The sequence below is a fragment of the Chryseobacterium antibioticum genome (assembly GCF_012927325.1).
Lineage (GTDB): Bacteria > Bacteroidota > Bacteroidia > Flavobacteriales > Weeksellaceae > Chryseobacterium > Chryseobacterium antibioticum.
The window spans coordinates 1-24,326 of sequence record NZ_JABBGI010000008.1 but is presented as its reverse complement, the minus strand read 5'-3'; the positions used below and the strand labels follow the sequence as shown (position 1 = coordinate 24,326).

At 37.7% G+C, this 24,326-nt stretch carries 18 protein-coding genes; 11 read left to right on the top strand and 7 right to left on the bottom strand.

The window, feature by feature from the left end:
* Positions 1-418 precede the first annotated feature (418 nt).
* The 5 genes from HHL23_RS07560 (at position 419) to HHL23_RS07540 (ending at position 6,567) form a co-directional block, all read left to right on the top strand.
* Positions 419-2,563, top strand: coding sequence for a type VI secretion system Vgr family protein (locus HHL23_RS07560; protein ID WP_169234206.1), 2,145 nt, complete (start codon positions 419-421; stop codon positions 2,561-2,563).
* Between the two features lie 16 nt (positions 2,564-2,579).
* Positions 2,580-4,181: a polymorphic toxin-type HINT domain-containing protein gene (locus tag HHL23_RS07555; RefSeq protein ID WP_169234205.1), complete on the top strand. Its 1,602-nt coding sequence runs from the start codon at positions 2,580-2,582 to the stop codon at positions 4,179-4,181.
* A gap of 16 nt (positions 4,182-4,197) precedes the next feature.
* Positions 4,198-4,827, top strand: coding sequence for a hypothetical protein (locus HHL23_RS07550; RefSeq protein WP_169234204.1), 630 nt, complete (start codon positions 4,198-4,200; stop codon positions 4,825-4,827).
* A 58-nt stretch (positions 4,828-4,885) separates the two neighbouring features.
* Positions 4,886-5,413: a hypothetical protein gene (locus HHL23_RS07545; protein WP_169234203.1), complete on the top strand. Its 528-nt coding sequence runs from the start codon at positions 4,886-4,888 to the stop codon at positions 5,411-5,413.
* A 278-nt stretch (positions 5,414-5,691) separates the two neighbouring features.
* On the top strand, positions 5,692-6,567 hold the full coding sequence (locus HHL23_RS07540) for a hypothetical protein (RefSeq protein ID WP_169234202.1): 876 nt from the start codon (positions 5,692-5,694) through the stop codon (positions 6,565-6,567).
* A gap of 205 nt (positions 6,568-6,772) precedes the next feature.
* On the opposite strand, the gene HHL23_RS07535 is transcribed toward HHL23_RS07540, so the two are convergent.
* Positions 6,773-7,330 (bottom strand): DNA-3-methyladenine glycosylase I, encoded by a 558-nt coding sequence (locus tag HHL23_RS07535; protein WP_169234201.1) that lies wholly within the window; start codon positions 7,328-7,330, stop codon positions 6,773-6,775.
* 138 nt (positions 7,331-7,468) lie between these two features.
* Here HHL23_RS07535 and HHL23_RS07530 point away from each other — a divergent pair, with 138 nt between their 5' ends.
* Both HHL23_RS07530 and HHL23_RS07525 read left to right on the top strand, forming a co-directional pair.
* Complete coding sequence (locus tag HHL23_RS07530) at positions 7,469-7,768, top strand: hypothetical protein (protein WP_169234200.1); 300 nt, start codon at positions 7,469-7,471, stop codon at positions 7,766-7,768.
* A gap of 120 nt (positions 7,769-7,888) precedes the next feature.
* On the top strand, positions 7,889-8,710 hold the full coding sequence (locus HHL23_RS07525) for an enoyl-ACP reductase FabI (protein ID WP_169234199.1): 822 nt from the start codon (positions 7,889-7,891) through the stop codon (positions 8,708-8,710).
* Between the two features lie 176 nt (positions 8,711-8,886).
* Here the strand turns inward: HHL23_RS07525 and HHL23_RS07520 are convergent, their stop codons facing one another.
* The 6 genes from HHL23_RS07520 to HHL23_RS07495 form a co-directional block, all read right to left on the bottom strand.
* Positions 8,887-10,326, bottom strand: a complete 1,440-nt coding sequence (locus tag HHL23_RS07520) for a glycoside hydrolase family 30 protein (RefSeq protein ID WP_169234198.1) — start codon at positions 10,324-10,326, stop codon at positions 8,887-8,889.
* A 43-nt stretch (positions 10,327-10,369) separates the two neighbouring features.
* Positions 10,370-11,179, bottom strand: a complete 810-nt coding sequence (locus HHL23_RS07515; protein WP_169234197.1) for a glycoside hydrolase family 16 protein — start codon at positions 11,177-11,179, stop codon at positions 10,370-10,372.
* Positions 11,180-11,268: 89 nt separating this feature from the next.
* Positions 11,269-13,491 (bottom strand): beta-glucosidase BglX, encoded by a 2,223-nt coding sequence (bglX, locus tag HHL23_RS07510; protein ID WP_169234196.1) that lies wholly within the window; start codon positions 13,489-13,491, stop codon positions 11,269-11,271.
* Positions 13,492-13,500: 9 nt separating this feature from the next.
* On the bottom strand, positions 13,501-14,928 hold the full coding sequence (locus HHL23_RS07505; RefSeq protein WP_169234195.1) for a glycoside hydrolase family 30 protein: 1,428 nt from the start codon (positions 14,926-14,928) through the stop codon (positions 13,501-13,503).
* A 3-nt stretch (positions 14,929-14,931) separates the two neighbouring features.
* On the bottom strand, positions 14,932-16,476 hold the full coding sequence (locus HHL23_RS07500) for a RagB/SusD family nutrient uptake outer membrane protein (protein ID WP_169234194.1): 1,545 nt from the start codon (positions 16,474-16,476) through the stop codon (positions 14,932-14,934).
* Positions 16,477-16,487: 11 nt separating this feature from the next.
* The gene (locus HHL23_RS07495; RefSeq protein ID WP_169234193.1) at positions 16,488-19,409 is read right to left on the bottom strand and encodes a SusC/RagA family TonB-linked outer membrane protein; all 2,922 of its coding nucleotides are present in this window, start codon (positions 19,407-19,409) and stop codon (positions 16,488-16,490) included.
* A 175-nt stretch (positions 19,410-19,584) separates the two neighbouring features.
* Between HHL23_RS07495 and HHL23_RS07490 the strand changes: the two genes are divergently transcribed.
* The 4 genes from HHL23_RS07490 (at position 19,585) to HHL23_RS07475 (ending at position 24,212) form a co-directional block, all read left to right on the top strand.
* Complete coding sequence (locus tag HHL23_RS07490; RefSeq protein WP_169234192.1) at positions 19,585-20,772, top strand: MFS transporter; 1,188 nt, start codon at positions 19,585-19,587, stop codon at positions 20,770-20,772.
* Positions 20,773-20,795: 23 nt separating this feature from the next.
* Complete coding sequence (locus HHL23_RS07485) at positions 20,796-21,584, top strand: NUDIX hydrolase (protein WP_169234191.1); 789 nt, start codon at positions 20,796-20,798, stop codon at positions 21,582-21,584.
* A gap of 128 nt (positions 21,585-21,712) precedes the next feature.
* The gene (locus HHL23_RS07480) at positions 21,713-22,891 is read left to right on the top strand and encodes an acyl-CoA dehydrogenase family protein (protein WP_169234190.1); all 1,179 of its coding nucleotides are present in this window, start codon (positions 21,713-21,715) and stop codon (positions 22,889-22,891) included.
* Positions 22,892-23,054: 163 nt separating this feature from the next.
* Positions 23,055-24,212 carry a lipase family protein gene (locus HHL23_RS07475; RefSeq protein WP_228464667.1) on the top strand — a complete coding sequence of 386 codons (1,158 nt, stop codon included), beginning with the start codon at positions 23,055-23,057 and terminating at the stop codon, positions 24,210-24,212.
* Positions 24,213-24,326 lie beyond the last annotated feature (114 nt).

The window sequence follows — 24,326 nt, the reverse complement described above, 5'->3', positions numbered from 1 at the left end:
CCCTTTCCATACGAAGGTGCATCTGCGTCCATGTTTTTTGTCTCATTTTGAGCCTAACAATCGTTAGTAGTAAAACTACGACAAAAAGTAAAATAGCATTCCAATTTTTTCTGATTCGAGCCATTGCTTCTTATATTTGTTTTCACAGGAACGTGATTTTCACAACACCGATATTAATCTGTAATTCAGAATATTAAATTTATGAAAACAAAACATTAACTGTATTTTAAAATAGTAAACAGAGCGGGTTTTACCCATACATCAAGTGAAAAAAGAACGATAAAGTCCTCACCAAAGATATCATCTGTTGACATGGATCAGGTAGTATTTTCATCTGCAGTGAGCGACAAGAAAAAACTATAATGCAGACCTGTTCGCCAGGCTGATGTTTACATACACTAACCAGAAAAAATATGTTATGTTCCAAGACAGTAAATCATCAAAGAACCAGATTTCAAAATCTAAAAAAGATCTGGATAGTATAGAACCGGCAACTTTCAATGCAGGTAAAGAAACCGTAAAAAAAGCTGATAAAATAAAGGAAACTGTACAGACAGCCGGACAGACACTCTCCTATGCTGATAACTTTATGAACAAAGTTTCCCAGCCTAATACAGCTTTGGTATCAGAAAATAAAATCTGGACAGAACAGCCTACCTCCAAAATATACAATGCCAGCTCTATTCCCACAAGCGAACTTTTGGGGATCAACCGTGTGGTCAAGCTTGAAATCATTATTGAAGGTAAAATTATAAAGCACTTCAAACATTTTAAACTCACTCAGAGTGCCATTAAACATCATGAATTCAATCTAACCCTAGCCCATGATACTTTGGGAGATGCGGAAAATCATAATCTGGAGCAGACACAAAACTTTCTTGGTAAAAGGATCACAGTCGTATTTAAATATAAAGATGTAGAAGAAAGTCCGGAAAGGAATTTTGTAGGAGTGATCACAGAAGTAGGATTCAGTCAGGACAAAGGCAGTCTGGGTAATATTGTACTTACCGGAAACAGCCCTACCGTACTCCTGGATGCGGCACCCCACATCCAAAGTTTCGGCGGTACACAGGAGATCAGTCTGAACAGTATTGCAGACTGGGTCATCAAAGAAGGCTTAGGCTCTAATAAATTCGATTTCAGAGTAGATTCCCAGCATGGAAATGTTTCCTACAGCTCACAATATGAAGAAACCCACTACAACTATCTCGCAAGGATAGCAGAAGCTTACGGCGAACAGTTTTATTATGATGGTGAAGTTCTTCATTTTGGGAAACTTCCACCACAGGAAAAACCGGTACAATTGGTTTATGGAAGCAGCGTACATGATATAAAGATTAAAATGAAAGCCCAGCACGTGAATCCCTCTTTTTATGGCTACAACAGCAGCAAAAATGAAAAGCTCACAACGGGAACCTCAAAAATAAACCATCAATCCGATATTGCGAAACGTGCGTATGAAATATCTCAAAAAACATTTACAACCCCTTCCTTAAGAATAGCTCCAATCAAAGCATCAACCTTTATGGATATTGATGCCTCACAGAAAGGTACGGCTGGAAGTAAGGCAGTAGATGTCTTTATGACTTCCGGAACCACCAGTGTCCCGTTTTTGTATCCGGGATGTACTGCAGATGTAGAAATGCGTAAATCTGAAACCAATAAAACGGCCTACTTTACCAAGTTGATGATTACAGAAATCAGTCATGAGGTAGATGGAAGAGGTTATTATACGGGGAATTTCGAAGCTATCGCAGCAGATACCGGATTTATGCCCCGACCTGAATTTCAGATGCCAAAAGCAGACCCTCAGTTCGCTAAAGTTATTTCAAGCACTGATCCTTTAAACCAGGGACGCATACAGGTTCAGTTTGACTGGCAAAATGGACAGGATAACACAGAATTTATCCGCGTGATGACTCCTGATGCAGGCGGAAGCGATAAGGTAAGTAAAAACCGCGGTTTTATGGCTATTCCTGAAGTTGGAGACCAGGTGGTTGTCAATTTTGTACACCAGCATCCGGACCGTCCCTTTGTAATGGGAGGAATGTTTCATGGTGGTGTTGGCGGCGGTGGCGGACAGAACAATAACGTTAAAAGTTTAAGCAGCCGCAGCGGCAATAAACTGGAGCTGGATGACGGAGCAGGATCTGTATTTCTGACAGATCAGGGAGGAGCGAATATGAAGTTTGACGGAGGCGGAAATGCCACCACCAATGCTAATGCCAATCACACCACCAACGCAGGAAACTCCAGTGTCATCAACGTGGGTGGAAAAAAAGACGCTCCCCCGCAATCGCTATTGCAGATGGATGCCGGTGGAAACATCATGCTTGACGGAAAGACAAGTATTACTCTGAAAGTAGGCGAAAACTCTATTACCATATCGGGTGAAGGGATTACCGCTTCAGCCGGAAAAGGAACCATAGACATCACCGCACTGGCAGGCGCTTTAGGACTTTCCAGTAAAGGAGGCACTATGGATATAACCACAGATTCGGCACTTACAATCACTGGCGGACCTACAGCCGTAATGTCTTCAGGGGATACCAATATTATGTAATTCTAAACAACAGATCATGGATGAATTAGAATACATAACGCTGAATGCCCTGATGATGTGTGATCAGGGTGCCGCGCCGGACTTTTTCAAGCCGACCTACAATACCAAGGTTAAAATCCACGGTTGTCTGGTGGCGACCAATAAAGATGCCACACCACTTATCAATATACCGTCCTTTAAAGTATGCAAAATTACCGGAGGACCCTGCACCCCTGCCACTGTCCCTATGACATGGCAGGATACGTGGCAGGTAAAAATAAACGGAATACATTCCCTGATCGGTAAAAGTACCTGCCGCTGTCCGGTAGGCGGAAAAGTAGAATTTATGACCAGCGGACAGGTTCCGCTCCCGGATGATGCCGCCCAGGAAGTAAAAGATATGCAGGACCAGGCACAACGCGAACTGGATGACAACGGACAGGGCGATAGCGTGGGTGAAGCAGGATTAGTTGAAGGGATGATCCCGGTTTGGGGAAGCGGAAGAGACCTCATCAACGATATACAAACCGGCGATGGCTGGGGCGCTGCTATGAACGCCGGTTTTCTGATCTGGGATGTAGCTTCTATAGCCGTGGGAGTTGTTTCCTTTGGAACCGGAACTGTAGCGATGCAGGGTGCTAAAGCTGGAATAAAAGGCGCCATAAAAGCAGGCGCTAAAGCAGTTTCGAAAGAGGCCTTGCAACAAATGGGAAAAGCGGCACTCAAAAAATTAAGCAAGGAAGCTTTAAAGAAAAGCGTCGACGATATTGCGAAAAAACTGCTTAAAACCTGTGTATTTGCCTGTTTTCCGGCAGGCACACCCGTTCATACGGAACAGGGCATTAAAAACATTGAAGATATAACGGTCGGTGATATGGTCTGGGCTTATGATGAGGACACAGATACCGTCGCACTGCAACCTGTTATTGATCTGATGGTTAATGAAAGCGATCATACCATTAGTATTTATACGGAAGCTGAAGTGATTGAGACTACAGCGATTCATCCTTTTTATACAGAAAACGGATGGAAAGATGCATCTGAACTTGAAGCAGGAGAAAAAATTATCACCAAAGGACAAACTAAAATCTCCATTGAAAAAACAGAATACAGCTACGAACCTAAAAAAGTTTATAACTTTACGGTAGCTCATTTTCATACGTATTTTGTAGGACTTCTAGCCCTGTTAGTCCACAACTCTGGACGATGCTTGTCCCAGATGATGCTGGAATCTCAGAAATGGTTTCAGAATATTATGAGAGGTAATAGTTTTAACAATGTGATGAATGCTTTTACAGAAGAGCTTGCAACCAATGCTGGAAAATTATTTAGATCGGAATTGCATGTTTCTTTAAAAAATGGAAAAAAAGGATTTATCGATTCTTATATTAAAGGTGTAGGAATAATAGAAAGGAAAGCTACTGATTTATCAAAAATAGCAAAAGAAACAGCTAAAAGCTACATAGATAATGCTGCAAAATATGGTCAGTCATATTCTGACGAATTAGGAACCGTATTAAAGGAAAAGGTATTTTTACATGTTGAAAATGCTCAAGGTTTATCAAAAGAAATTATTGATCATGCTGCAAAAAAAGGAGTAACCATTATTGACGATATTTCCCAAATACCTGGATTATAAATAAATTATAGAAAAAATGTATACAGTAAAGTTTTTAGAATACAATCAATTACTAAAAAGGATCTTGTCTGAAGAGGATACCTTAGAAAATATTTGTGACCTAGTCGTAGAAAAGAAACCTAATAAAGAAGAAAAAGAAGCTCTCAAGAGCACTGAAGATTGGGCTAAATATGCTTTTGAAAAAAACAAAGAGTACCACCTAGTATTTTATAATGGAGAAAAATCTATTGCCCATATTACAAATAGCTTTTTCGATATCACCGTTGACTTTCTGGATTACATTGAAGGAGAATTAAAAATATATTTGTCAATGACCTATTTTAAGTTTAACATGGATATTGTTTTTAAACAGAACAGAAATGAAAAATTTCCTAATGATGAATTGTTTTTAGGGCAAATTAATAATTATTTTGAGGACTCTGACAAGGAAATACAAAATGAATTAGCTTTTAAATTAAATGGTAACACAAATATATTTATTACAACCCTTGATAAAGAATCCAATAAAAGTAACACTGAGGTAAAAAAAACCAAAGTTAATATATCTCATAATTTTATAAGAAGTCCTGAAACTTATAAAGATTATGAATACCTACTGGACTACAAAAGTATTCTAAAACCGGAGTATTTAGATATTGTGCAATAAGTATTATAAAATGTATAAAACAGAATTTTCGAAGTATAATGGAATAATGAACAAAATAATGGATGAACAAACCACATTAGAAGTTCATTTATCAACAGAGTTTAGCCAAAATGTTCCAAAAGATTTCTTAAAATATACGCCAGATGAATGGGCTAATTATGCTTTTGAAAATGAACTGGAATATACTATCAATTATTACAAGGATGAAAAACCTTATTGTCAGGTCGCTATTGATTCTATGACAATAAAATTTAATTTTTATGATAATAATATACTTAAGTATAATCTAATGATAGTCTTTTCTAAAGGTGAAATAGTTAATGGAGATTTTATACTGTTTGATAATAAACAAATATCCTGGTATGGTGATTTAGGAAAAACAATCTTATTCTATTCTAATAAAAAGAAAAATAATATTTTTTTGAAAGAGTTTACAAAAGAAAATGAAAAAATAGAACTCATTGAACAATTTGGAACTGCTGACCTTTCTAAACATTGGTTTGATAGTCCTAAAAATTATTTAGACTATGAATACCTTTTAGATTATCAAAATTTGTTTAACCAGCTTCCCTCTGTACCAGCGTAACATTATTAAGGATGAATATTTTGATAATTATTATCAATTAAAAAAAGAGCTTCAAAAATTTTACTGGCTGCAAATTATCGGGAAGCAAGATATTGATGATGTAGTTATAAGTATTGAAAAATCATTATTAATAGAAGAAAAAATGCTGCCCTATTTACAAGAAAACTTTAGTCTTAATTATATAGATATAGATCCTGAAAGAAATGAATTTGATGATATGTAGGATAAAATGATCGCTGTAAACAAAAGAACACTTAATTGTCCCATCACATACACCAATGAGCCTATCAAAATCTTTATTTGGAGAAAACATCCCGCTTTTACAGCTGGAATCATTCTCACAACCCTACACACTGACCGTTGAGAATACTTTTCTGATGGGAAAGGAGAATCCGCCTATTTCTTTAAAAACGACATCAGATATTGTCCTGAAGCAGGACAAGGATGATAACTTTCTGTATAATACAATAGAGCTCCTTCACATTACCGGAGATACGGAAGATCACATTATGAAACCTTTCTTAATGCAGAGTCTGGCGCTTTCGGATATCTCCAGAAGCCTTTTTATTAAAAGAAACCTCGACGGGAAAATGCTGTCCGTTGAGAAAAAAGAAGACCTTTGGAAAGATTGGGAACTCTGGAAACAGAACAAACTTTCTTCTGTTTTCCCGGAAGAGAAGGATCAGATTAAAATGATTTCCAATTACGAAAAAGGACTGAAGGACTTTGACACAGGATTGAAAAAAAATCTTCAGTACGTTCTGCTGCTCCCGGAAATATACAGCCTTATTTTCCCTCCCAATGAGCATTTCAGCTTTTTATCCAGCCAACTCCAGTTCAACTCCAGATTGGTAGATGGAATGGAATATAATTATCAAATGAAACTGGTTAAACTTGATGAGGAAAAAGATACCCTTTCCGTTGAGCTCCACTCTATTCTCAATAACAAAGATGAGCTGATCAAAAGCCATCTGAAAAAACTCTATGAAGACAAGCCCGATTTTTCTGTCGACAATTTTGAATTCAGTATAAAAGTAAAGTACAGTTTTGAAAAATCATCATCCAAAATAAATAATGCTGAACTTCATTTCACTGAAAAACTGCATGACCATTTGGCGTATTTTGTCGATATGAGATTAGAGATTAGAGATTAGAGATTAGAGATTAGAGATTAGCAAAAATATATATTAAACCTATCCCAAATCGTCTATGAAATCAGTGTCATTAATCACTATTAAATGAAACATTTTTAAATATTAAACAGCCCCAAAAACCCTTCTGAAGCGACACAGCAACAATTAGATTAAAAAAACGCCAGATACAATTACATTATTATCAATTAAAATTGAATAAAATTCATTACTGCCTGATGAAACAGCTTTTTATATGATCATTGACCATTCCGGTCGCCTGCATATGAGCATAAACGACTGTAGATCCCATAAACTTAAACCCTCTTTTCTTAAGGTCTTTAGACAAAGCGTCCGAAATGTCTGTTACAGCAGGAACATCTTCTAAAGCCGCCGGGCTATTATCAATAGGCTTTCCTTCTACAAAACCCCATATGTAAGTGGAAAAACTGCCGAACTCTTGCTGTACTTCCCGGAATCTTTGTGCATTGGAAACTGTCGCCTTAATTTTAAGACGGTTTCTTATAATACCGGAATCTTTCATGAGCTCTTCTATTTTTTCATCAGTATAAAGAGCAATTTTTTGATAATCAAAATCATCAAAAGCTTTTCTGAAATTCTCTCTTTTAGAAAGAATGGTATACCAGCTCAACCCTGCCTGAAAGCTTTTAAGAACCAAAAACTCAAAGATGGTTTCATCGTCATAGACCGGTTTTCCCCATTCTTCATCATGGTATTGCCTGTAGAGATCATCTTTTTCGCACCAGCCACAGCGTATTTTTTCCATAACAGTATATTTTACATTAAAGTTAGTGCTGATTTAGAAAAGTATAACAAAAAATTAAGAAAATTTTAACAGTAGCCCCGGATTTTAGGAATGGTTCTTGTTTAATTACTGGTACACAACAATAAAATATTACACATTATGAACAATTCAGAATACAACAAAGCGGAAGATGCAGTGAACAACACAGAAAATTCTTTAAAGAATGCAGCAGACAATACAAAATGGAAAATTGAAGATCTAGCTGCCAAAGCAAAAGATTATATCAATGAAAAAAGAAACAATGATGAGGAAGCTAGCCAGGAAGATTGGTTGGAAAAGGTAAAAAATAATGCTTCTGATGCATGGGACGACATTAAAGATAAAGCCAATGATGCATGGGAAAAAACAAAAGATGCAGCAGAGGATGTAAAAGCAGAATGGAATAAGAAAACCAATTAAAATTTCAGTCATATAAATATTTTCAAAAAAATGGAGTCTTAAATCAATAAGGCTCCATTTTTATTATGTCGCAAACACAAATTATTGCTACATTTGTATTTAAATAAACATTAAAAAATTATGTCATACGGTCTACTTAAAGGCAAAAAGGGAATTATTTTTGGAGCCCTTAATGAGCAATCTATCGCGTGGAAAGTTGCAGAAAGATGTCATGAAGAAGGTGCTGAATTTATCTTATCCAATGCTCCTATTGCGTTGAGAATGGGAGAACTTAATGGTTTAGCAGAAAAAACAGGTTCTGAAGTGATAGGTGCAGATGCTACTTCTGTGGAAGATCTTGAAAAACTTTTTGATGCTGCTGTTGCGAAATATGGTAAAATAGATTTTATCCTTCATTCAATAGGCATGTCCGTAAATGTAAGAAAAGGAAAGCATTATACAGAAATGAATTACGACTGGTTAGAAAAAGGCTGGGATATTTCCGCTGTTTCTTTCCACAAAGTAATGCGTGTAGCTTGGGAAAAAGACTGTATGAATGAGTGGGGAAGCATTCTTGCCCTTACTTATATTGCAGCGCAGAGAACCTTCCCGGATTATAATGATATGGCAGACAACAAAGCCTATCTGGAAAGCATCACAAGATCTTTCGGAAACTATTGGGGCGCAAGAAAAGTACGTGTCAATACAATTTCTCAATCTCCTACTCCTACTACGGCAGGAAGCGGCGTGAAAGGCTTCGGAGGTTTCTTAGGGTACGCAGACGATATGTCTCCACTAGGAAATGCTACGGCGCTTGACTGTGCGAACTATTGTGTAAGCATGTTCTCTGACCTTACTCAAAAGGTAACGATGCAGAATCTTTTCCACGATGGAGGGTTCAGCAATACAGGGGTTTCGCAAAAAGTTGTGGACAAATATGACGCTGAAAGTAAAAATAGTTAATCTGATTAATAATTTTTATCAAAAATAAACCGGCGGCCTCTACGAGGCCGCCGGTTCTCTTTAAAATAATGCTAATATGAAGAAATTAATTATTTTTTGTACTTGTTCTTTTGTCTTGAAACAAAATGAACCAAAAGTTCAAGGCTGGAATCTTCCGCTAAAAATAAAATTTGATTTTATAAAATAACAGTCTGTATAGAATGTGCAGGTGCCGATAGCCTGGCAGACATTCCTTCAATCCACAGATTCGTTTCAATATCGTTTTCAGAATCATTCATGATCACCGTAACCAACTGCCCGTTTTCATTCATGAAAGTAGTTGACGTTAGAGCTGCCCTGTTGGAAGAACTTCCGATTCTCTGAGCATTCGGCTTAATGTATTTTGAAACATGACCAACATAATAATATTCATAAGTATAATGTACTTCTCCTGTTTTGGTATCAGCAATGATCGGTGCAAAACAAAAGTTCCCGACATGGTTCGGGCCTCCGGTTTCATCCAGCAGCACATTCCAGTCTGTCCACAAAGCGGTTCCTTTATTAAAATCATTAAGCATATTTCTGCCGTATAATTCTCCTAAGCTCACGTCATAAATTTTTGACATATTAAACTGTTCTTTACATCCTTCTGTAAAAGCCAGGAATTTATCAGGAAAAGCTCTCTGGGTTTCTGTCAAGTTATCAAAAAGCTGGGTTTTATTGTTCCAGGTTTCATACCAGTGATAGCCAATTCCATGGGCATACTTAGACGTTTCAGGATTACTTAAAGTAGTGGTTGCTCTTTGATAGATCAGGTCTCTGTTGTGATCCCAGATCATTACTTTTTTATCTTTGTACCCGTTCTTCCAGAGAGTTGGTCCTAAATTGTTTTTAAGAAACTCTCCTTCTTCTTCTGCAGAATAAATACAGGACTCCCAGCTCTGTGTGGCCATCGGCTCGTTCTGAACCGTCAGTCCCCAGATGTTGATTCCTCTCTTTTCGTATTCTTTGATGAATTTAATATAGTAATCTGCCCAGGTCTGGTAATACTGGTTTTCCAGTCTGCCTCCTTTATACAGACTTTTATTAGATTTCATCCATGCCGGTGGGCTCCAAGGAGAAAAATAGAAGGTAAAATCTTTGCCGATAGCTTTCTGAGCTTCTTTAATCATCGGGATTTTATACTTTTCGTCATGGGCAATATTGAAAGTCTTCAAAGCCGTATCATTATCTTCCACATAGGTATAAGAATCGCTGGAGAAATCACAAGAGTTCATATTCGTACGAACTACTGTATATCCCAGTCCATTTTTTCCAAAGTAAGCTTCCATAATCTCTTTCTGCTTATTCTTCGGCATTTTATAGAAAGTTTCGGCAGATGCATCCGTGATGGCACCTCCTATTCCGATCAGTTTCTGATATTTAAAATCAGGATCCACGAAGATACAGGCATCTGTTTCTTTCGGCTGGCCGAATTTCTCAAACTTAACCGTTCCTTTATCCGCCATCTTTTCATTGGTCTTGGAACTGGTTAAAATAACTTTCGCTGTTTTCCCTGCATTCTTCTTCCAGTAGTTCTGTGCATTGATGTTTAACAACGCTCCAACTGCCAGACAGCTCACAATTAGTTTTTTCATAATCTTTTTCTTTCTGTTTTTGGACTCAACTGCCCTCGCTTCATTATTTATTTTGATAAACTCTTACGTAATCTATATAATATTTTTGTGGAAAAATACGATCATCAATACCTTCTTTTCCACCCCAGAAACCGCCTACCGCCAGATTTAAAATTAGAAAATAAGGCTGATCGAAAGGCCATGCTTCATAGGTCTTTTCTTTATTTTCGTAAGTGAAAAACTTTTGTCCGTCAATATATACGTCAATTTTTTCCGGAGTCCAGTCTGCTTTATAGACATGGAATTTTTCACTTACGTCTTTCACGATCAAAGTATCCGTTTTCTGTGTCCCTTGAATATGATTATACTTTTTGGTATGTACCGAAGCATGAACATAGCCCGGATTAAAACCTACATGTTCCATTATATCCAGTTCGCCATCATCCGGCCATTCTTTCATATGTTCACTCATCATCCAGATAGCGGGCCATGTTCCGCGACCTTTGGGAAGCTTTGCTCTTACTTCTACTGTTCCGTATTGAAAGGAAAACTTCCCTTTGGTTAAAAGCCTTGCGGAGGTATACTTATTCTTTTGCCAATTCTCTTTTCTGGCTTCAATAACAAGATTGCCGTCTTCCATTCTGGCATTTTCGAGCCTGTTTTTGGTATAAAACTGGGCTTCTTCGTTTCCATAGCCATCTCCACCTACATCATAGTTCCATTTTAAGGAATCAGGAAGCCCTTTTCCATTAAATTCATCGTTCCAGATCAACTTCTTCCCGGAATCTGGTTTGTTTGAAACACAGCTAGTCGCAGAAAAGATGACTATTCCCACAGTACAAAGCTGAATGATATTTTGGAGTTTGATGTTCATGAATGCATCTCTACTAATTAGGTTTTGGCTAAAGCCGTTTTTTATTTTTTTTAAATTAAGCGGGCTGAAGCCCGCTCCTATTGAATATCTTATTGAGTCCAGATGATTCTTTTCGTCTGTACGTTTTGAGAATTAGTTCCCAACATAATATCGAATTCACCACTTTCCCAATCAAAATTCAGTTCATCATCAAAAAACTTCAGATCTTCCGGAGTCAGCTTGAATTCTACTTTCCTGCTTTCTCCTTTTTTAATGGCTACTTTCTGAAAACCTTTCAGTTCTTTCACCGGTCTCACTACTTTCCCGAAAAGATCTCTGATATACAACTGTACCACTTCTTCTCCATCATATTTTCCGGTATTGGAAACGGTCACGCTAACTGTCAATGTCTGATTTCCTTTGAGACTGGCTGAACTTAAAACCATATCAGAATATTTAAAATCCGTATAGCTTAAACCGTAACCAAACGGAAACTTTGGATCATTATCCAGATCAATGTACGCTGAAACATAATTTCTTTCTGTATTGGTTTTTGCAGGTCTTCCCGTATTGTAATGATTGTAATAAATCGGGATCTGCCCTTCTGTTCTCGGGAAACTCATCGGAAGTTTCCCTCCGGGGTTCACGGCTCCGAACAGAACATCAGCAATAGAATTTCCAGCTTCAGTTCCCAACCACCAATTATAGGTGATAGCAGGAATGTTGTCTGCAGCCCAATTGAAGATCAGTGGTCTTCCGGCATTGATCATTAATACGATTGGTTTTCCGGTCTTAGCGATTTCTTTAAGCAAATCTTCCTGAACGCCGGAGAAACCGATACTGCTTCTGCTTTTTGCTTCGCCACTCATCGCGTGTCCTTCGCCTAAGGTCATAATCACCACGTCTGCTTTTTTTGCAGTTTCCACTGCTTCTGCAAACATAGATTTATCCTGATCATCGGTATTACATCCTTTAGCGTATAATAAAGTTGAGTTTTTATCGAGTTGATTTTTAATCCCGTCATATTGCGAAACGATTCTTTGGTTGTCATCTTTAAAGGCAATAGACCAGAAACCATGATTAGCTACAGTCTCTTTTCCGAAAGGTCCGATTAAGGCAACAGTCTTTACCGTTTTTGAAAGCGGAAGAATATTTCCCTGATTTTTAAGGAGAACAATGCTTTTGGAGCCAAATTCTCTTCCAAATTTTCTATGCTCCGGATTATTGGTCTGCTCTTTCTGTCTCTTTTCATTGCTGAACCTGTACGGATCATCGAAAAGTCCCATCTCGAATTTCTTGGTTAAAATTCTTCCCGCCGCATCATCTACCCATTTTGCCTCTACTTTTCCTTCTTTGACCAATTTGGGAAGTTCCGTCATATAAACACGGCTTTCCATATCCATATCACTTCCCCCCAGAATTGCTCTTTGAGCTGCTTCATTGGCATCTTTAGCATAACCGTGAGGAATCATTTCACCAATACTTCCCCAGTCCGAAACCACAAAACCTTTATAATTCCATTTTCCTTTTAACAGATTTCTTTGGATATATTGGTTTGCCGTGGCCGGAATTCCATTGATATCGTTGAAAGAATTCATAAATGTAGCCACTCCCGCATCCGCAGCAGCTTTAAATGGAGGCAGATATATTTCATGAAGTTGTCTTAAACTCATATCGACAGAATTGTAATCTCTTCCGCCGACTGCTGCACCGTATGCAGCAAAATGCTTGGCACAGGCCATCACAGCATCAAGACTTCCTAAACCTCTCCCCTGAAATCCTTTGATTCTCGCCAACCCGATTTGTGTTCCCAGATAGGTATCTTCCCCAGAACCTTCCATCACTCTTCCCCATCTAGGATCTCTGGCAACGTCCACCATAGGCGCAAAAGTCCAGTGGATCCCGTAAGCCGCAGCTTCTGTAGCCGCAATTCTTTCTGATCTTTCTATCAGTCCAAGATCCCAGCTTGCGGCCTGACCCAAGTTGACCGGAAAGGTTGTACGATATCCGTGAATAACATCCTGCCCGAACAGTAAAGGAATTTTCAGTCTGGATTGCTGAGCCAGCTTCTGGAAAGCTTTTGTTTCTTCCGCTCCGGCAACATTCAGCATAGAGCCTACCTTTCCTTTTTTTATTTCTTCTAAAACTGCTGCCGAGTTAGATTGCTGAGGTCCGGTAGCATATTCAAATCCGCTATACTGGACCATCTGCCCTGCCTTTTCTTCCAATGTCATTTTAGACAAAAGCTCTGCTACTTTCTGATCAACTGTTTTCTGCCCGTAAGCATTCATTCCAAATGCTGAAAATGCCAGTAAGAAATAAACTCTTTTCATGATATTAAATTAAAAAACATAAGTTGCTGCCGAATTTCCTGAAAGGATGACGGGAGCAATCTTTCCGTTATATTTGATATTAAAACTTTCATCAGTACTTTTTCCATTCTGGATAATCAGTACCGTTTTTCCGGCTGGGGTTTTAAATGCCGCCGTGGAAAGTGTTTCTGTCTGTGTGGAAGCAATACGCTGAGAACCTGCAGGAACAAATTTGGAAGCGTGCGCAATGATGTAATAGGAAACGTTTCTGGTGAAATTTTCACTGTCTGAAACCGTTATTGCTCCTTTACATTCCGTACATCCTCCGTCTGTATGAGGCTTATATTGTGGATCATTCGCTACATTCCATTCCAAAGCAATACTGCTCCAGTTTCTCATGGAACCGATGACTACGTTTTTAATGTGCCAGTTCAGGTCTTCGTTAAAAGTACCTTTCGATCCCGTCCATTGCTCGGTAAAATACAAATTTTTATCAGGAAATGCGTTGTGCACCGTGCTTAAAGCGGAAATATCACCTTCATACAAATGGAAGGCTGAGCCATCAATATATTGATAAGCTTCTGGATCTTTCAGAATATCAAGGGCATATTCTGGTTTGTTGCAGTTATGGTCGTAGACTACAATTTTTGTTTTGATATTATTGGCTTTAAAGACCGGACCTAAATGACCTTTGATAAAATCTCTCTGCTGATCAGACGGCATAAAAAGACTTGGATTGTTTCCCGGATGAAGAGGTTCGTTTTGAGGTGTTACAGCGTCAATGGTAATTCCCTCCTTTTTCATTCCAAGGATATATTTTGCAAAATATTCTGCGTAAACGCTGTAAAATTCAGGTTTTAAACTTCCTCCTTTTGATTTACCGTTATCTTTCATCCAAACCGGAGGTGACCAAGGAGCCGCAATGATTTTAATTTTAGGATTAATTGCCAGGATCTCTTTCAGCATAGCGATAAGGTCTTTATCATTGGCCAGACTGAATTTTGAAAGCTTGGGATCTGTCTGCCCTTCCGGAAGATCGTCGTAAGAGAAAACTCTGCCATCAAGATCAGAAGCTCCGATGCTTAATCTGAGATAACTGATAGAAATAGAATTCTTATCATTTCCAAAAAGTTCATTGAGCAAAGCTTTTCTTTTTGAAGGGGAAAGACGGTTGATTACTTCAACACTGCCTCCTGTGAGGGTATATCCAAAACCGTCAACATATTGAAACTTCTGAGTATCATCAATTTCAATATTCTGCCAGTTATTGGCATTTTTGACAAACCTAACCGGAGCTTGCTGCTGTAATTTTACACTTTCATTGTCCTTGGTGAGCCACGACTGAACCTCACTTTCTTTATCTGCTCCAACGGATGCACACGATAAAGGAAAAAGCACCACGCCGCAAAGCAGCGCAGTACCTTTAAAAAAGAAACTATATAAGTTGTGAAACTTCATACTTTAATAACCTTGGTTTTGTTTTAAAGCTGTATTGATTAGCTCATTGAAAGGAATTGGCAATACTTCATTTTTACCTGTAATAAATCCTCTTGAACTTAGTTTAGCGGAAGCATCGCCCCACCTTACCAAATCGAACCATCTGTGACCTTCACCTGCTAACTCTCTTCTTCTCTCATCCTTAATCGCCTGCAAAGAAACCGTAACTGGTGCCAAACCTACTCTTGCTCTTACAGCATCTAACAAGGCTTGTGCTCTTGCTCCTGAGCTACCTAATGCTTCAGCTTCCATTAAATAAGTGTCTGCCAATCGAATGGCGATATAGTTTTGACGAAAATTAAGTTCTGTATTTCCCGGTTGAGTAGACTCATCAGCTTTTCTTGGTAAATATTTATTTAGAAAATATCCTGTATCTCTAAAACCTGCAGAATAAGTGATTTTATTTTGTTGTTTTAAGCTTTTAGCATTAAAAATAGTTGCATTAATACGCGGATCACCTTGCATAAAGTTAAATAAATCATCTGTTATAGGATTAAATCCCCAACCAGAATGAATACTTGGAGCATCATTATTTGGAATGTTTGTATTAGTTCCATAAGAAATTATTCCAACCATCTGATTTACTGCATTACCTTCATCTTTACCAGATCCCCAGTTATCCCAAACTCCGTTTCCTTTATTAGTATGCATTGCTTCCAGGATAGATTCTGTTGTAAATTTATTATCTATCACCCAAAGGTCTGCAAAATTAGCAACCAGCTTATATCCGTATTGGCTTATTTGTCCAGGTGTGCCATTTACTTGCTGAAATTCAGACGCGGCTAATGTATACTTTTTATCATACAAATAAATTTTACCTAAAATCGCTCTTGCGGAGCCTTGTGTAATTCTACCAATCTCGTTTAGATTACCTGACGGAATAGTCATTGGCAGATCTCCAAGTACTGACACAATATCATTTTCTATCTGTGCATAAACTTTTGCCGGATCTTCTTGAGGAATATTATAATAATCATCTGTTACCAGAACAGGCTTTAATATTAAAGGAATATTTTTAAACATTCTTAATAATTCAAAATAATATAATGATCTCAAAACTTTTGCTTCTGCAATAAATCTTTTTCTTGTTTGATCATTCATATTGGCATTAGGAATTCTATCCAATAAAAGATTTGCTTTTGCAATTCCCTGATAATAATCTTTCCAATAACTGGCCGGCATAATCACCGGATTAAGTGTATAATTTGAAAATCCTTGGATACCTGCTCCATCTGAAGAATTTCCTCCACCAGAATAGAAATCATCAGAAGCGCCATTAAAGAATGTTACCATATTTTCAAATCCGCCCGAATATTTTCTCATCATATCGTACGTCGCAACAAGTCCCGCGAAAGATTGCTCTTCGTTTTTAAAATAATTATTTGAATCGAAGGTTCCTGTATTTTTAACATCTTCTAAATTACCATCGTTACAAGAAACAGCTCCAAAGCTAATTCCCGTAAGCATTAAAACGGAAATACTTTTATATATAAAACTTTTATTTTTCATTTTTCTTTTAATTAAAATTGAACATTAGCTCCAAAAAGGAAAGTTCTAGCCTGTGGATAGAAAGCTCTGTCTATACCAAAAGTATCTGCGCCTGCAATTTCAGGATCATAACCTGTATATTTTGTGAAGGTTAACAGGTTTTCTCCTGTTACATAAAATCTTATTTTGGAAGCTCCGATCGTTTTTGCTATATCTTTAGAAAGTGTATAGCCTACCTGAACTAATTTGATACGCAGATAATCTCCTTTTTGCAAATAATAATCAGACATTGCTGTATAGTTTTGGTTAGGATCATCTTTAGTTACTCTTGCTACTGTATTAGAAGTGCCCTCACCTGTCCATCGGTCTAAAATTGATGTCTGATAATTTGATTCCGGTATATCAAGTCTTCTCAAACCCTGGAAAATTTTATTTCCGGCCTGTCCCTGTGCAAATACCATTAAATCAAAATTCTTATAGCTCATGTTTAGAGTAAAACCAAATGTATATTTTGGTACAGAATTACCTAAGTTAACATAGTCCTTGATATCAATGACCCCATCACCATTTACATCTTCTCTTTTGAAATCTCCCGGTTTTGCCTTATTCTGGAGTAGTTGTCCGCTTGAATTTCTGTAAGCGTCAATTTCTGCCTGATTTTGGAACACACCAATATTTCTGTATCCGTAAAAAGAGCCATAAGATTCTCCAACCTGTAATCTGGATACATTCCCCAATGTTTGGAAACCAGCGAAATTAACATACTCTCTGTTTCCTTCCAATCTTAAAATTTCATTTTTTACATAGGCAAAATTACCGTTTGCAGACATCCCAAAATCGCCCCAATTCTTCTTATAGCCTAAAGTCACTTCAATCCCATCATTATTCATATCCCCAATATTTCTAAAAGGATTCTGGCTTAACCCTAAATATCCCGGAAGCTCAACTCTTCTTAAGATATCGGTACTCTTTTTTCTGTAAAGATCAACGCTTAAATCAAAATTTCTGAAAAGTTTAAGGTCTGCCGCAATGTTAAATTGCGATGTTCTTTCCCACTTCAGATCAGGATTCTCTAATGTACTTGGTGCATATCCTACATGAATAATATTATCTCCGAAAGTATAATTACTACCCGGAACAAGGAAATTGGCAAATGCAAAATCATCAATCGCATCATTTCCTAATACACCATATCCACCTCTTAATTTAAAGCTGGTAACAATTTTGTTTTCAGGCCAAAAGCTTTCGTTGGATACATTCCAACCTAATGACATTGCCGGAAAATTCCCCCAGTGGTTATTGCTTCCGAATTTTGATGATCCATCTCTACGGATTGTACCTGTGAAAAGATATCTGTTATTATAATCGTAAACTACTCTTGCAAAATAAGACGCTTTATGGGTTTGCTTTCCATCCCAGGCATTAGAAGTTTTGTTAGATTCTCCAACATCAAAATTAAATGAAGCTTCTTGCCAATCATTCGTTGGAAGGTTCTTGAATGTAGCATTCTGCCCGTAACTAATGTTATATTCGTAATAACCCTGACCTAGTAAAACACTTAGATTGTGTTCTCCAAATTTATTTTGATAAGTAAGGGTGTTCTCCGTATTCCATTCGAATTTTCTTTGAACTTCTCTGAATAAATTATTAGATAGATTGTTATTTGCGGTACTTAGAAACGCTGATGGAGTAAAGGCCTGATTTCCCCAATAGGACAACTTCCCATTGACTGTCGATTTAAAATTGATATGTTTATTGATTTTTAAATCAGCAAAAACATTGGCAACAATATCATCCGCCCATTTGTATCTCCCCCTTTGAGTTTCCTGAAATGCTAATGGATTAGACATCTCTTTACTTACATAGGGTGAAATTCCGTAAGGATTTCCATTGGCATCCCTTACAATATTGGGATTATTCGTATAAACAGGCTGACTAAGATCTGTAGCTAAAACAGAGGTAACAGGATCGAGATTAATGGCAGAGCTTAAAGGCCCTCCAAATTCATTATTATCATTAATTCCCTGAGACTTTGTATGAGTATAAGCAAAAGTCTGCCCTATTGTTAAGAAGTCAAAAACTTTATGTGTTGAATTAAATCTGGCATTAATTCTCTTATAATTTGAGATATCTCTCAATACAATGCCCTGCTGATCATAATATCCAAATGAAGTATAGAAGGAAGATTTATCGTTTCCTCCACTGATACTAAATTCATGAGACTGACGCTGTGCCGAATTGAAAATTTGTTTCTGCCAATCCGTTCCTGTTCCCAATGAGTTTGGATTAGCAAACATTGGAGGATTAGGAGTATTGGAATTATTATACATATTATCATTGGCAATCACTTCATTCATAATATTCCCATATTGTGTTGCATTCAGTAGGTCCAGTTTTTTTGCGGCGCTTCCCACTCCAAAGAAACCATTATAAGAAAGATTCATTCTTCCTTTTGCTCCTTTTTTAGTCGTAATAAGAACTACCCCTTTTGCAGCTGAAACACCATAAATAGCAGCAGAAGCACCATCTTTAAGAATCTCCATTCCTTCAATGTCAGATTGGTTCAGCCATCCGATATTGTCTACTACAATTCCATCTACTACCCATAACGGATCATTACTTCCGGCACCAAAACTTGTGATTCCACGCACACGCACTGTAGCAGCTGTCCCAGGTTGCCCTGAGTTTGATACTACACTAACACCAGCAGCTCGCCCTTGCATAATCTGTTCTGGTCTTCCTGCCGTGGGAGAATTTTCAATGTCCGAAGCTTTTATACTTGATATTGCTCCTGTCACATTACTTTTTTTCTGGCTACCATAACCGATCATGATAACCTCTTCAATCTTATTCTCTTTAGGAACAGTGTCCTTTACGCTGGTCTGTGCACTGAAATTCGCTGTAAAATACAGCACAGCAACCATTCCCAGGCTCCTTGATATTCTTAGATTCATATACAGTTAGTTTTTAATTCTCAAATTGAGACAATAAAAATATATTTTTTTTTAATTAATTAACATTCTATTCATAATTATTTTAATTTTTCGTTTATTTTTGGGAGTTCAAAGCACTATATTCACTTCATAATTCATAAAATTACCCAAAAAAACGAATAAAAAAATCCCCAAAATGACAGCCAAGCTTTCCCATATTTCACTTCCTTTAAAACTGACCTTCCTTATTTTCTCAATGGTCTTGAACTGCATGGGCATTGTGATTCTTCAGCTTTCGGAAGCAAAGATCACTTATGAAAAGTTAGGCTTTTTAGAATCATTCAAGGATCTTCCGATCGCATTTATTTCCCTTTTCGCTGTGAATTTCATCAGTAAAACTGGGACTAAAAAGGCTCTTATATCTGCCCTGGTTATTGTAGGAATCTGTTCTTGTCTTCTTCCATTCGTAGAAGATTTTTGGTTTTATAAGGTATGGTTTGCTATTATCGGAACCTGTTTTGCGGTAGGTAAGATCTGCGTTTTCGGCATTATCAGAAATAATATTTCAGATGAAAAATCTCTTGCCAGGATGATGAACAGCGTAGAAGCCACCTTTATGGCGGGTATTTTTGTAGTCAATATGGGTTTTGGATGGCTGATTTCCAGTCGTTATTCCGAATTCTGGAAATTCGGGTTCCTGTCTATAGCGGTGCTGTGCGTGGTAACAATATTTCTATTTTCAAAATTAAATATTTCGGAAGCTAAAAAAACGGAGAAAGAAAGCCTTATTTCGGAACTTTCAGCATTTGCAAAACCGGCAACGATTGCGTTTCTTGCTGTGGTTTTCTTTATTGTGTATGTAGAACAGGGTTTCAATTCATGGCTTCCTTCCTTTTATAAAAACCACCTGAACGTCAATTCATTCTTTGCTTTACAGGCCACTTCTTTCCTTGCCCTTTTTTCGTATGCAGGAAGAACGGTAACTGCCAATGTCATTCAGAGGTTCTCATTATCAAAATATTATGTATTGTGTATTTCTTTAATTATGGCTGTGCTTCTGATAATCCTGGGAATCCAGTATTTTGATTCTGTACATTCCAGCATCATTTTATTTTTATTTCCGGTAATCGGGCTTTTTCTGTCACCACTCTACCCAGTCATCAACTCAAAAATGATTGCACAGGTCAATAAAGAAAAAATCAACCTGTTTACTTCACTGATTGTGATTTTTTCATCACTGGGCAGCTCTGTCAGTTCTATTCTCATGTCTGTTCTGTTCGGAAAACAACTGTTAAACTACTATCCTCTATACATATTACTTGCTGTTTCTGTGCTTTTTACGGTGAGTTTAATATATTTTAAGCTCGCAGGAAAGAAATTATAGAAAATAATTTTATTTTTACTCCCATGAAAATCAAAGACACCAAAAACAAAGAAACCCTTCAGGAACTTATTGATACAAAAGATTTTGTAGCACACGTATCTGTTGACTGCACGATATTTGGTTTTCACAATAATATTTTGAAGGTTTTGCTTTTAAAGTACCACGATCTGGATCTGTGGTCGCTTCCGGGAGGCTTTGTTTTTAATGATGAAGATCTTCGTGAGGCCGCTGCCAGAGTACTCTATGAAAGAACACACCTTCAGGATCTTTTTCTGAAACAGTTCCACACTTTCGGAAGAATTGACCGTACAGAGAATAATGTTCACCAGATCCTTCTTAACAATAAAGGAATCGAGGTTCCCAAAGATCACTGGATCTTCCAGAGATTTATTACAGTGGGTTACTGTAGCCTGATCGATTTTTCCGTTGCCAATACTTTTCCGGATGCCTTCAATGAAAGTTGCGAATGGTTTGAGGTTAATAAGCTTCCTAAAATGGCTTTTGACCACGACAGGGTCATAGAAACCGGCCTGGAATACCTGCGTATGAATATCAATACAGAGGTGGCCGCCAGCAATCTTCTTCCGGAGAAATTTACCATGAAAGATCTTCAGTCGCTGTATGAAACTATTTTGAACCAGAAATTCAGGAGAAATAATTTCCAGCGCAAGATATTAAGTTTAAATATTCTGGACAGATTAGAGAAATTTTATGACGGATCTGCGAACAAAGCTCCGTATCTCTATAAGTTCAAAAGTAAGGTACACAATGCTGCCAATCAATATCCTATCTCCAACGATGAGGAATCTTAGGAGGCTGTATTTCTGCTGAAATCCTGCTGATGCAGTTTTATCTTATTGAGAATCAAAGACAATAAAGATTTTCAAAAAAATTTTTCAAACCACACGAAAAGTCTTACTTTTAGGCAAATCAAAAAATCATGTCATATTATCCTCTTACAAGCATTCCAGACTACTACGGAATTGATGCTTTACTTACTGAAGAACACAAACTGATCCGTCAATCGGTAAGAGATTGGGTGGAGAGTTTTGTAATGCCGCAAATTGACCAGGCCGCGCAAAATCATACTGATATTCCTGGCTTAATGAAAGAATTGGGGAAAATCGGGGCTTTAGGTCCATACATTCCAGTTGAATACGGTGGCTCAGGGTTAGATCAGATTTCTTACGGTTTGATTATGCAGGAATTGGAAAGAGGAGATTCTGCGGTACGTTCTGCTGCTTCTGTACAGAGCTCGCTGGTGATGTTCCCAATCAACGAATTCGGTTCTGAGGAACAGAAGAAAAAATACCTTCCTCAGCTTGCTGCGGGAGAAATGATCGGTTCTTTTGGATTGACAGAGCCCAACCACGGATCTGATCCAAGTTCTATGGAAACGTATTTCAAGGATATGGGCGACCATTATCTTCTGAACGGTGCCAAAATGTGGATCACGAATTCTCCGGTATGCGACATCGCAGTAGTATGGGCTAAAAATGAAGAAGGAAAAGTACAGGGACTGATCGTTGAAAGAGGAATGGAAGGTTTTACCACCCCTGAAACGCATAATAAATGGAGCTTAAGAGCATCGAAAACCGGAGAACTGGTATTCAATGATGTAAAAGTTCCTAAAGAAAACTTACTTCCGGGAGTAACCGGATTAAAAGAACCTTTATCTTGTTTGAACTCAGCAAGATATGGAATTTCATGGGGTGTAATTGGTGCAGCAATTGACTGCTACTGTACAGCCGTTCAGTATTCTAAAGAAAGAAGACAATTTGGAAAACCAATTGGTGCTTTCCAGCTTCAGCAGAAGAAATTGGCTGAATTCTTAACAGAAATCACAAAAGCTCAGTTGCTATGTCTTCAGTTAGGAAATCTAAAAAATGATCATAAGGCAAGTCCTGCACAAATTTCAATGGCTAAACGTAACAATGTAAAAATGGCTATCGATATCGCAAGAGAATCCAGACAAATCCTTGGGGGTATGGGAATCATGGGTGAATTCCCGATGATGAGACATGCAGCCAACCTGGAGTCTGTGATCACTTATGAAGGAACGCATGATGTTCATTTACTGATCACCGGTTTAGATATTACAGGAATCAATGCTTTTTAATTAAAAGCCCAAAATATACAGAATAGGAGTCCGGCCGAATGGCCGGACTCCTTGTTTTACTCACTTTCCGGGGAACTTATATTCATTGAATAATTATTGATCCATTAATGTTATTATAGTTTTATTAAAAATATCTACTTTAATATCACTAAAAAATATTGATATGAAAAAAATCTCGATGCTTTTATTAGGTTTAACAGCACCGTTCTTTTTTGCTCAACAGGCAGGAGACCTTGTGAATGTTGAACAAAAGCTGGATCTGACCCCGCAGGGCGTTGTTGATTTCATTGCCAATAGTCTTGGCGAACAGAATGCTCCTGACTTCGTCAGTTATCTCAACGGTTTCAATGTAGGCCTCAAAGGATACAAAATCACCTATTACACCAAAAATGAAAAAAATGTTTTAGTAAAGGCAACTGGGCTACTGATGTACCCTAACGTCAATTTTAAGCTCTCTACGGTCGTATCTGACCACGGAACTACAGACAGCAGGGATAATGTCCCTTCTAACTTTAAAGGAGCTTTAACAGCCGGATTTGTCGTCGAACTTTCTTATGCACTCAATGGATATATTTTAATGGCTCCTGACTATGTGGGCATGGGAACCGGAGACGGGGTTCATCCCTATGTAGATTATGCTACGGAAGCCGGAGCAACAATAGATTTTGTAAAGGCTGCCAATAAAGTTCTGGCCCAGCAGGGAATAAAACGCTATGATGAATACTTCCTGGCAGGTTATTCCCAGGGCGCGCACGCAGCAATGTCCACTTTAAAAATGCTAAACGTTTCCAATCCTGGCAACCTGAAATTCAAGTATGCATATATGGGAGACGGACCTTATGATTTTTCAGGGGTTACGTTAAACAAAGGGGTTTTGGAAAAAGATTTCTATCCGTTCACTTCCTTCCTTGCCAATGTACTCCATACCTGTAATAACACGGGCTTTAAAACCTATAACACAAGCATTTCAGAGGTCATTTCACCGGAATATCTGGATAAATACAACTATCATGTCGTTCAGGATAACGGAGGTCTTCTTTGGGGTCCTGTGATCTGGAGAAATCTTTTCACCCAGAGCTTCGTCAACGATGTTACCAATAACCCGAACAATAATCTCAGACGATGCATGAAACCTAAGGATGTCTATGACTGGTACAACAAAACACCTATGACATTGGGACATTCTACAGTAGATTTAGCTATTCCACCTGAGAATACGTCAAAAACAATCGATGTGCAACGTGGATATTATGCATGGTGGGACCTGAATAAATATAAACTGGACTCTTTCTATTGGGGACCTTTAGGCCAATGTCATTAAGTTATGGATTTAATACGTTGATTATCAGTTATTTTAATTGTTTTTTTGGTTTGTTTTTTGTATATTTAACAGTGAATCAAGCAGTTAAATCGAGAAGAAAAAAAGTAAATGATA

Coding starts and splice junctions, on each gene's coding strand:
- HHL23_RS07520 (WP_169234198.1), bottom strand. CDS start 10,326: ATGAAAAAACTAATTGTGAGCTGTCTGGCAGTTGGAGCGTTGTTAAAC.
- HHL23_RS07540 (WP_169234202.1), top strand. CDS start 5,692: ATGAGCCTATCAAAATCTTTATTTGGAGAAAACATCCCGCTTTTACAG.
- HHL23_RS07530 (WP_169234200.1), top strand. CDS start 7,469: ATGAACAATTCAGAATACAACAAAGCGGAAGATGCAGTGAACAACACA.
- HHL23_RS07560 (WP_169234206.1), top strand. CDS start 419: ATGTTCCAAGACAGTAAATCATCAAAGAACCAGATTTCAAAATCTAAA.
- HHL23_RS07485 (WP_169234191.1), top strand. CDS start 20,796: ATGAAAATCAAAGACACCAAAAACAAAGAAACCCTTCAGGAACTTATT.
- HHL23_RS07555 (WP_169234205.1), top strand. CDS start 2,580: ATGGATGAATTAGAATACATAACGCTGAATGCCCTGATGATGTGTGAT.
- HHL23_RS07545 (WP_169234203.1), top strand. CDS start 4,886: ATGGATGAACAAACCACATTAGAAGTTCATTTATCAACAGAGTTTAGC.
- HHL23_RS07495 (WP_169234193.1), bottom strand. CDS start 19,409: ATGAATCTAAGAATATCAAGGAGCCTGGGAATGGTTGCTGTGCTGTAT.
- HHL23_RS07475 (WP_228464667.1), top strand. CDS start 23,055: ATGAAAAAAATCTCGATGCTTTTATTAGGTTTAACAGCACCGTTCTTT.
- HHL23_RS07550 (WP_169234204.1), top strand. CDS start 4,198: ATGTATACAGTAAAGTTTTTAGAATACAATCAATTACTAAAAAGGATC.
- HHL23_RS07515 (WP_169234197.1), bottom strand. CDS start 11,179: ATGAACATCAAACTCCAAAATATCATTCAGCTTTGTACTGTGGGAATA.
- HHL23_RS07500 (WP_169234194.1), bottom strand. CDS start 16,476: ATGAAAAATAAAAGTTTTATATATAAAAGTATTTCCGTTTTAATGCTT.
- bglX (WP_169234196.1), bottom strand. CDS start 13,491: ATGAAAAGAGTTTATTTCTTACTGGCATTTTCAGCATTTGGAATGAAT.
- HHL23_RS07525 (WP_169234199.1), top strand. CDS start 7,889: ATGTCATACGGTCTACTTAAAGGCAAAAAGGGAATTATTTTTGGAGCC.
- HHL23_RS07480 (WP_169234190.1), top strand. CDS start 21,713: ATGTCATATTATCCTCTTACAAGCATTCCAGACTACTACGGAATTGAT.
- HHL23_RS07505 (WP_169234195.1), bottom strand. CDS start 14,928: ATGAAGTTTCACAACTTATATAGTTTCTTTTTTAAAGGTACTGCGCTG.
- HHL23_RS07490 (WP_169234192.1), top strand. CDS start 19,585: ATGACAGCCAAGCTTTCCCATATTTCACTTCCTTTAAAACTGACCTTC.
- HHL23_RS07535 (WP_169234201.1), bottom strand. CDS start 7,330: ATGGAAAAAATACGCTGTGGCTGGTGCGAAAAAGATGATCTCTACAGG.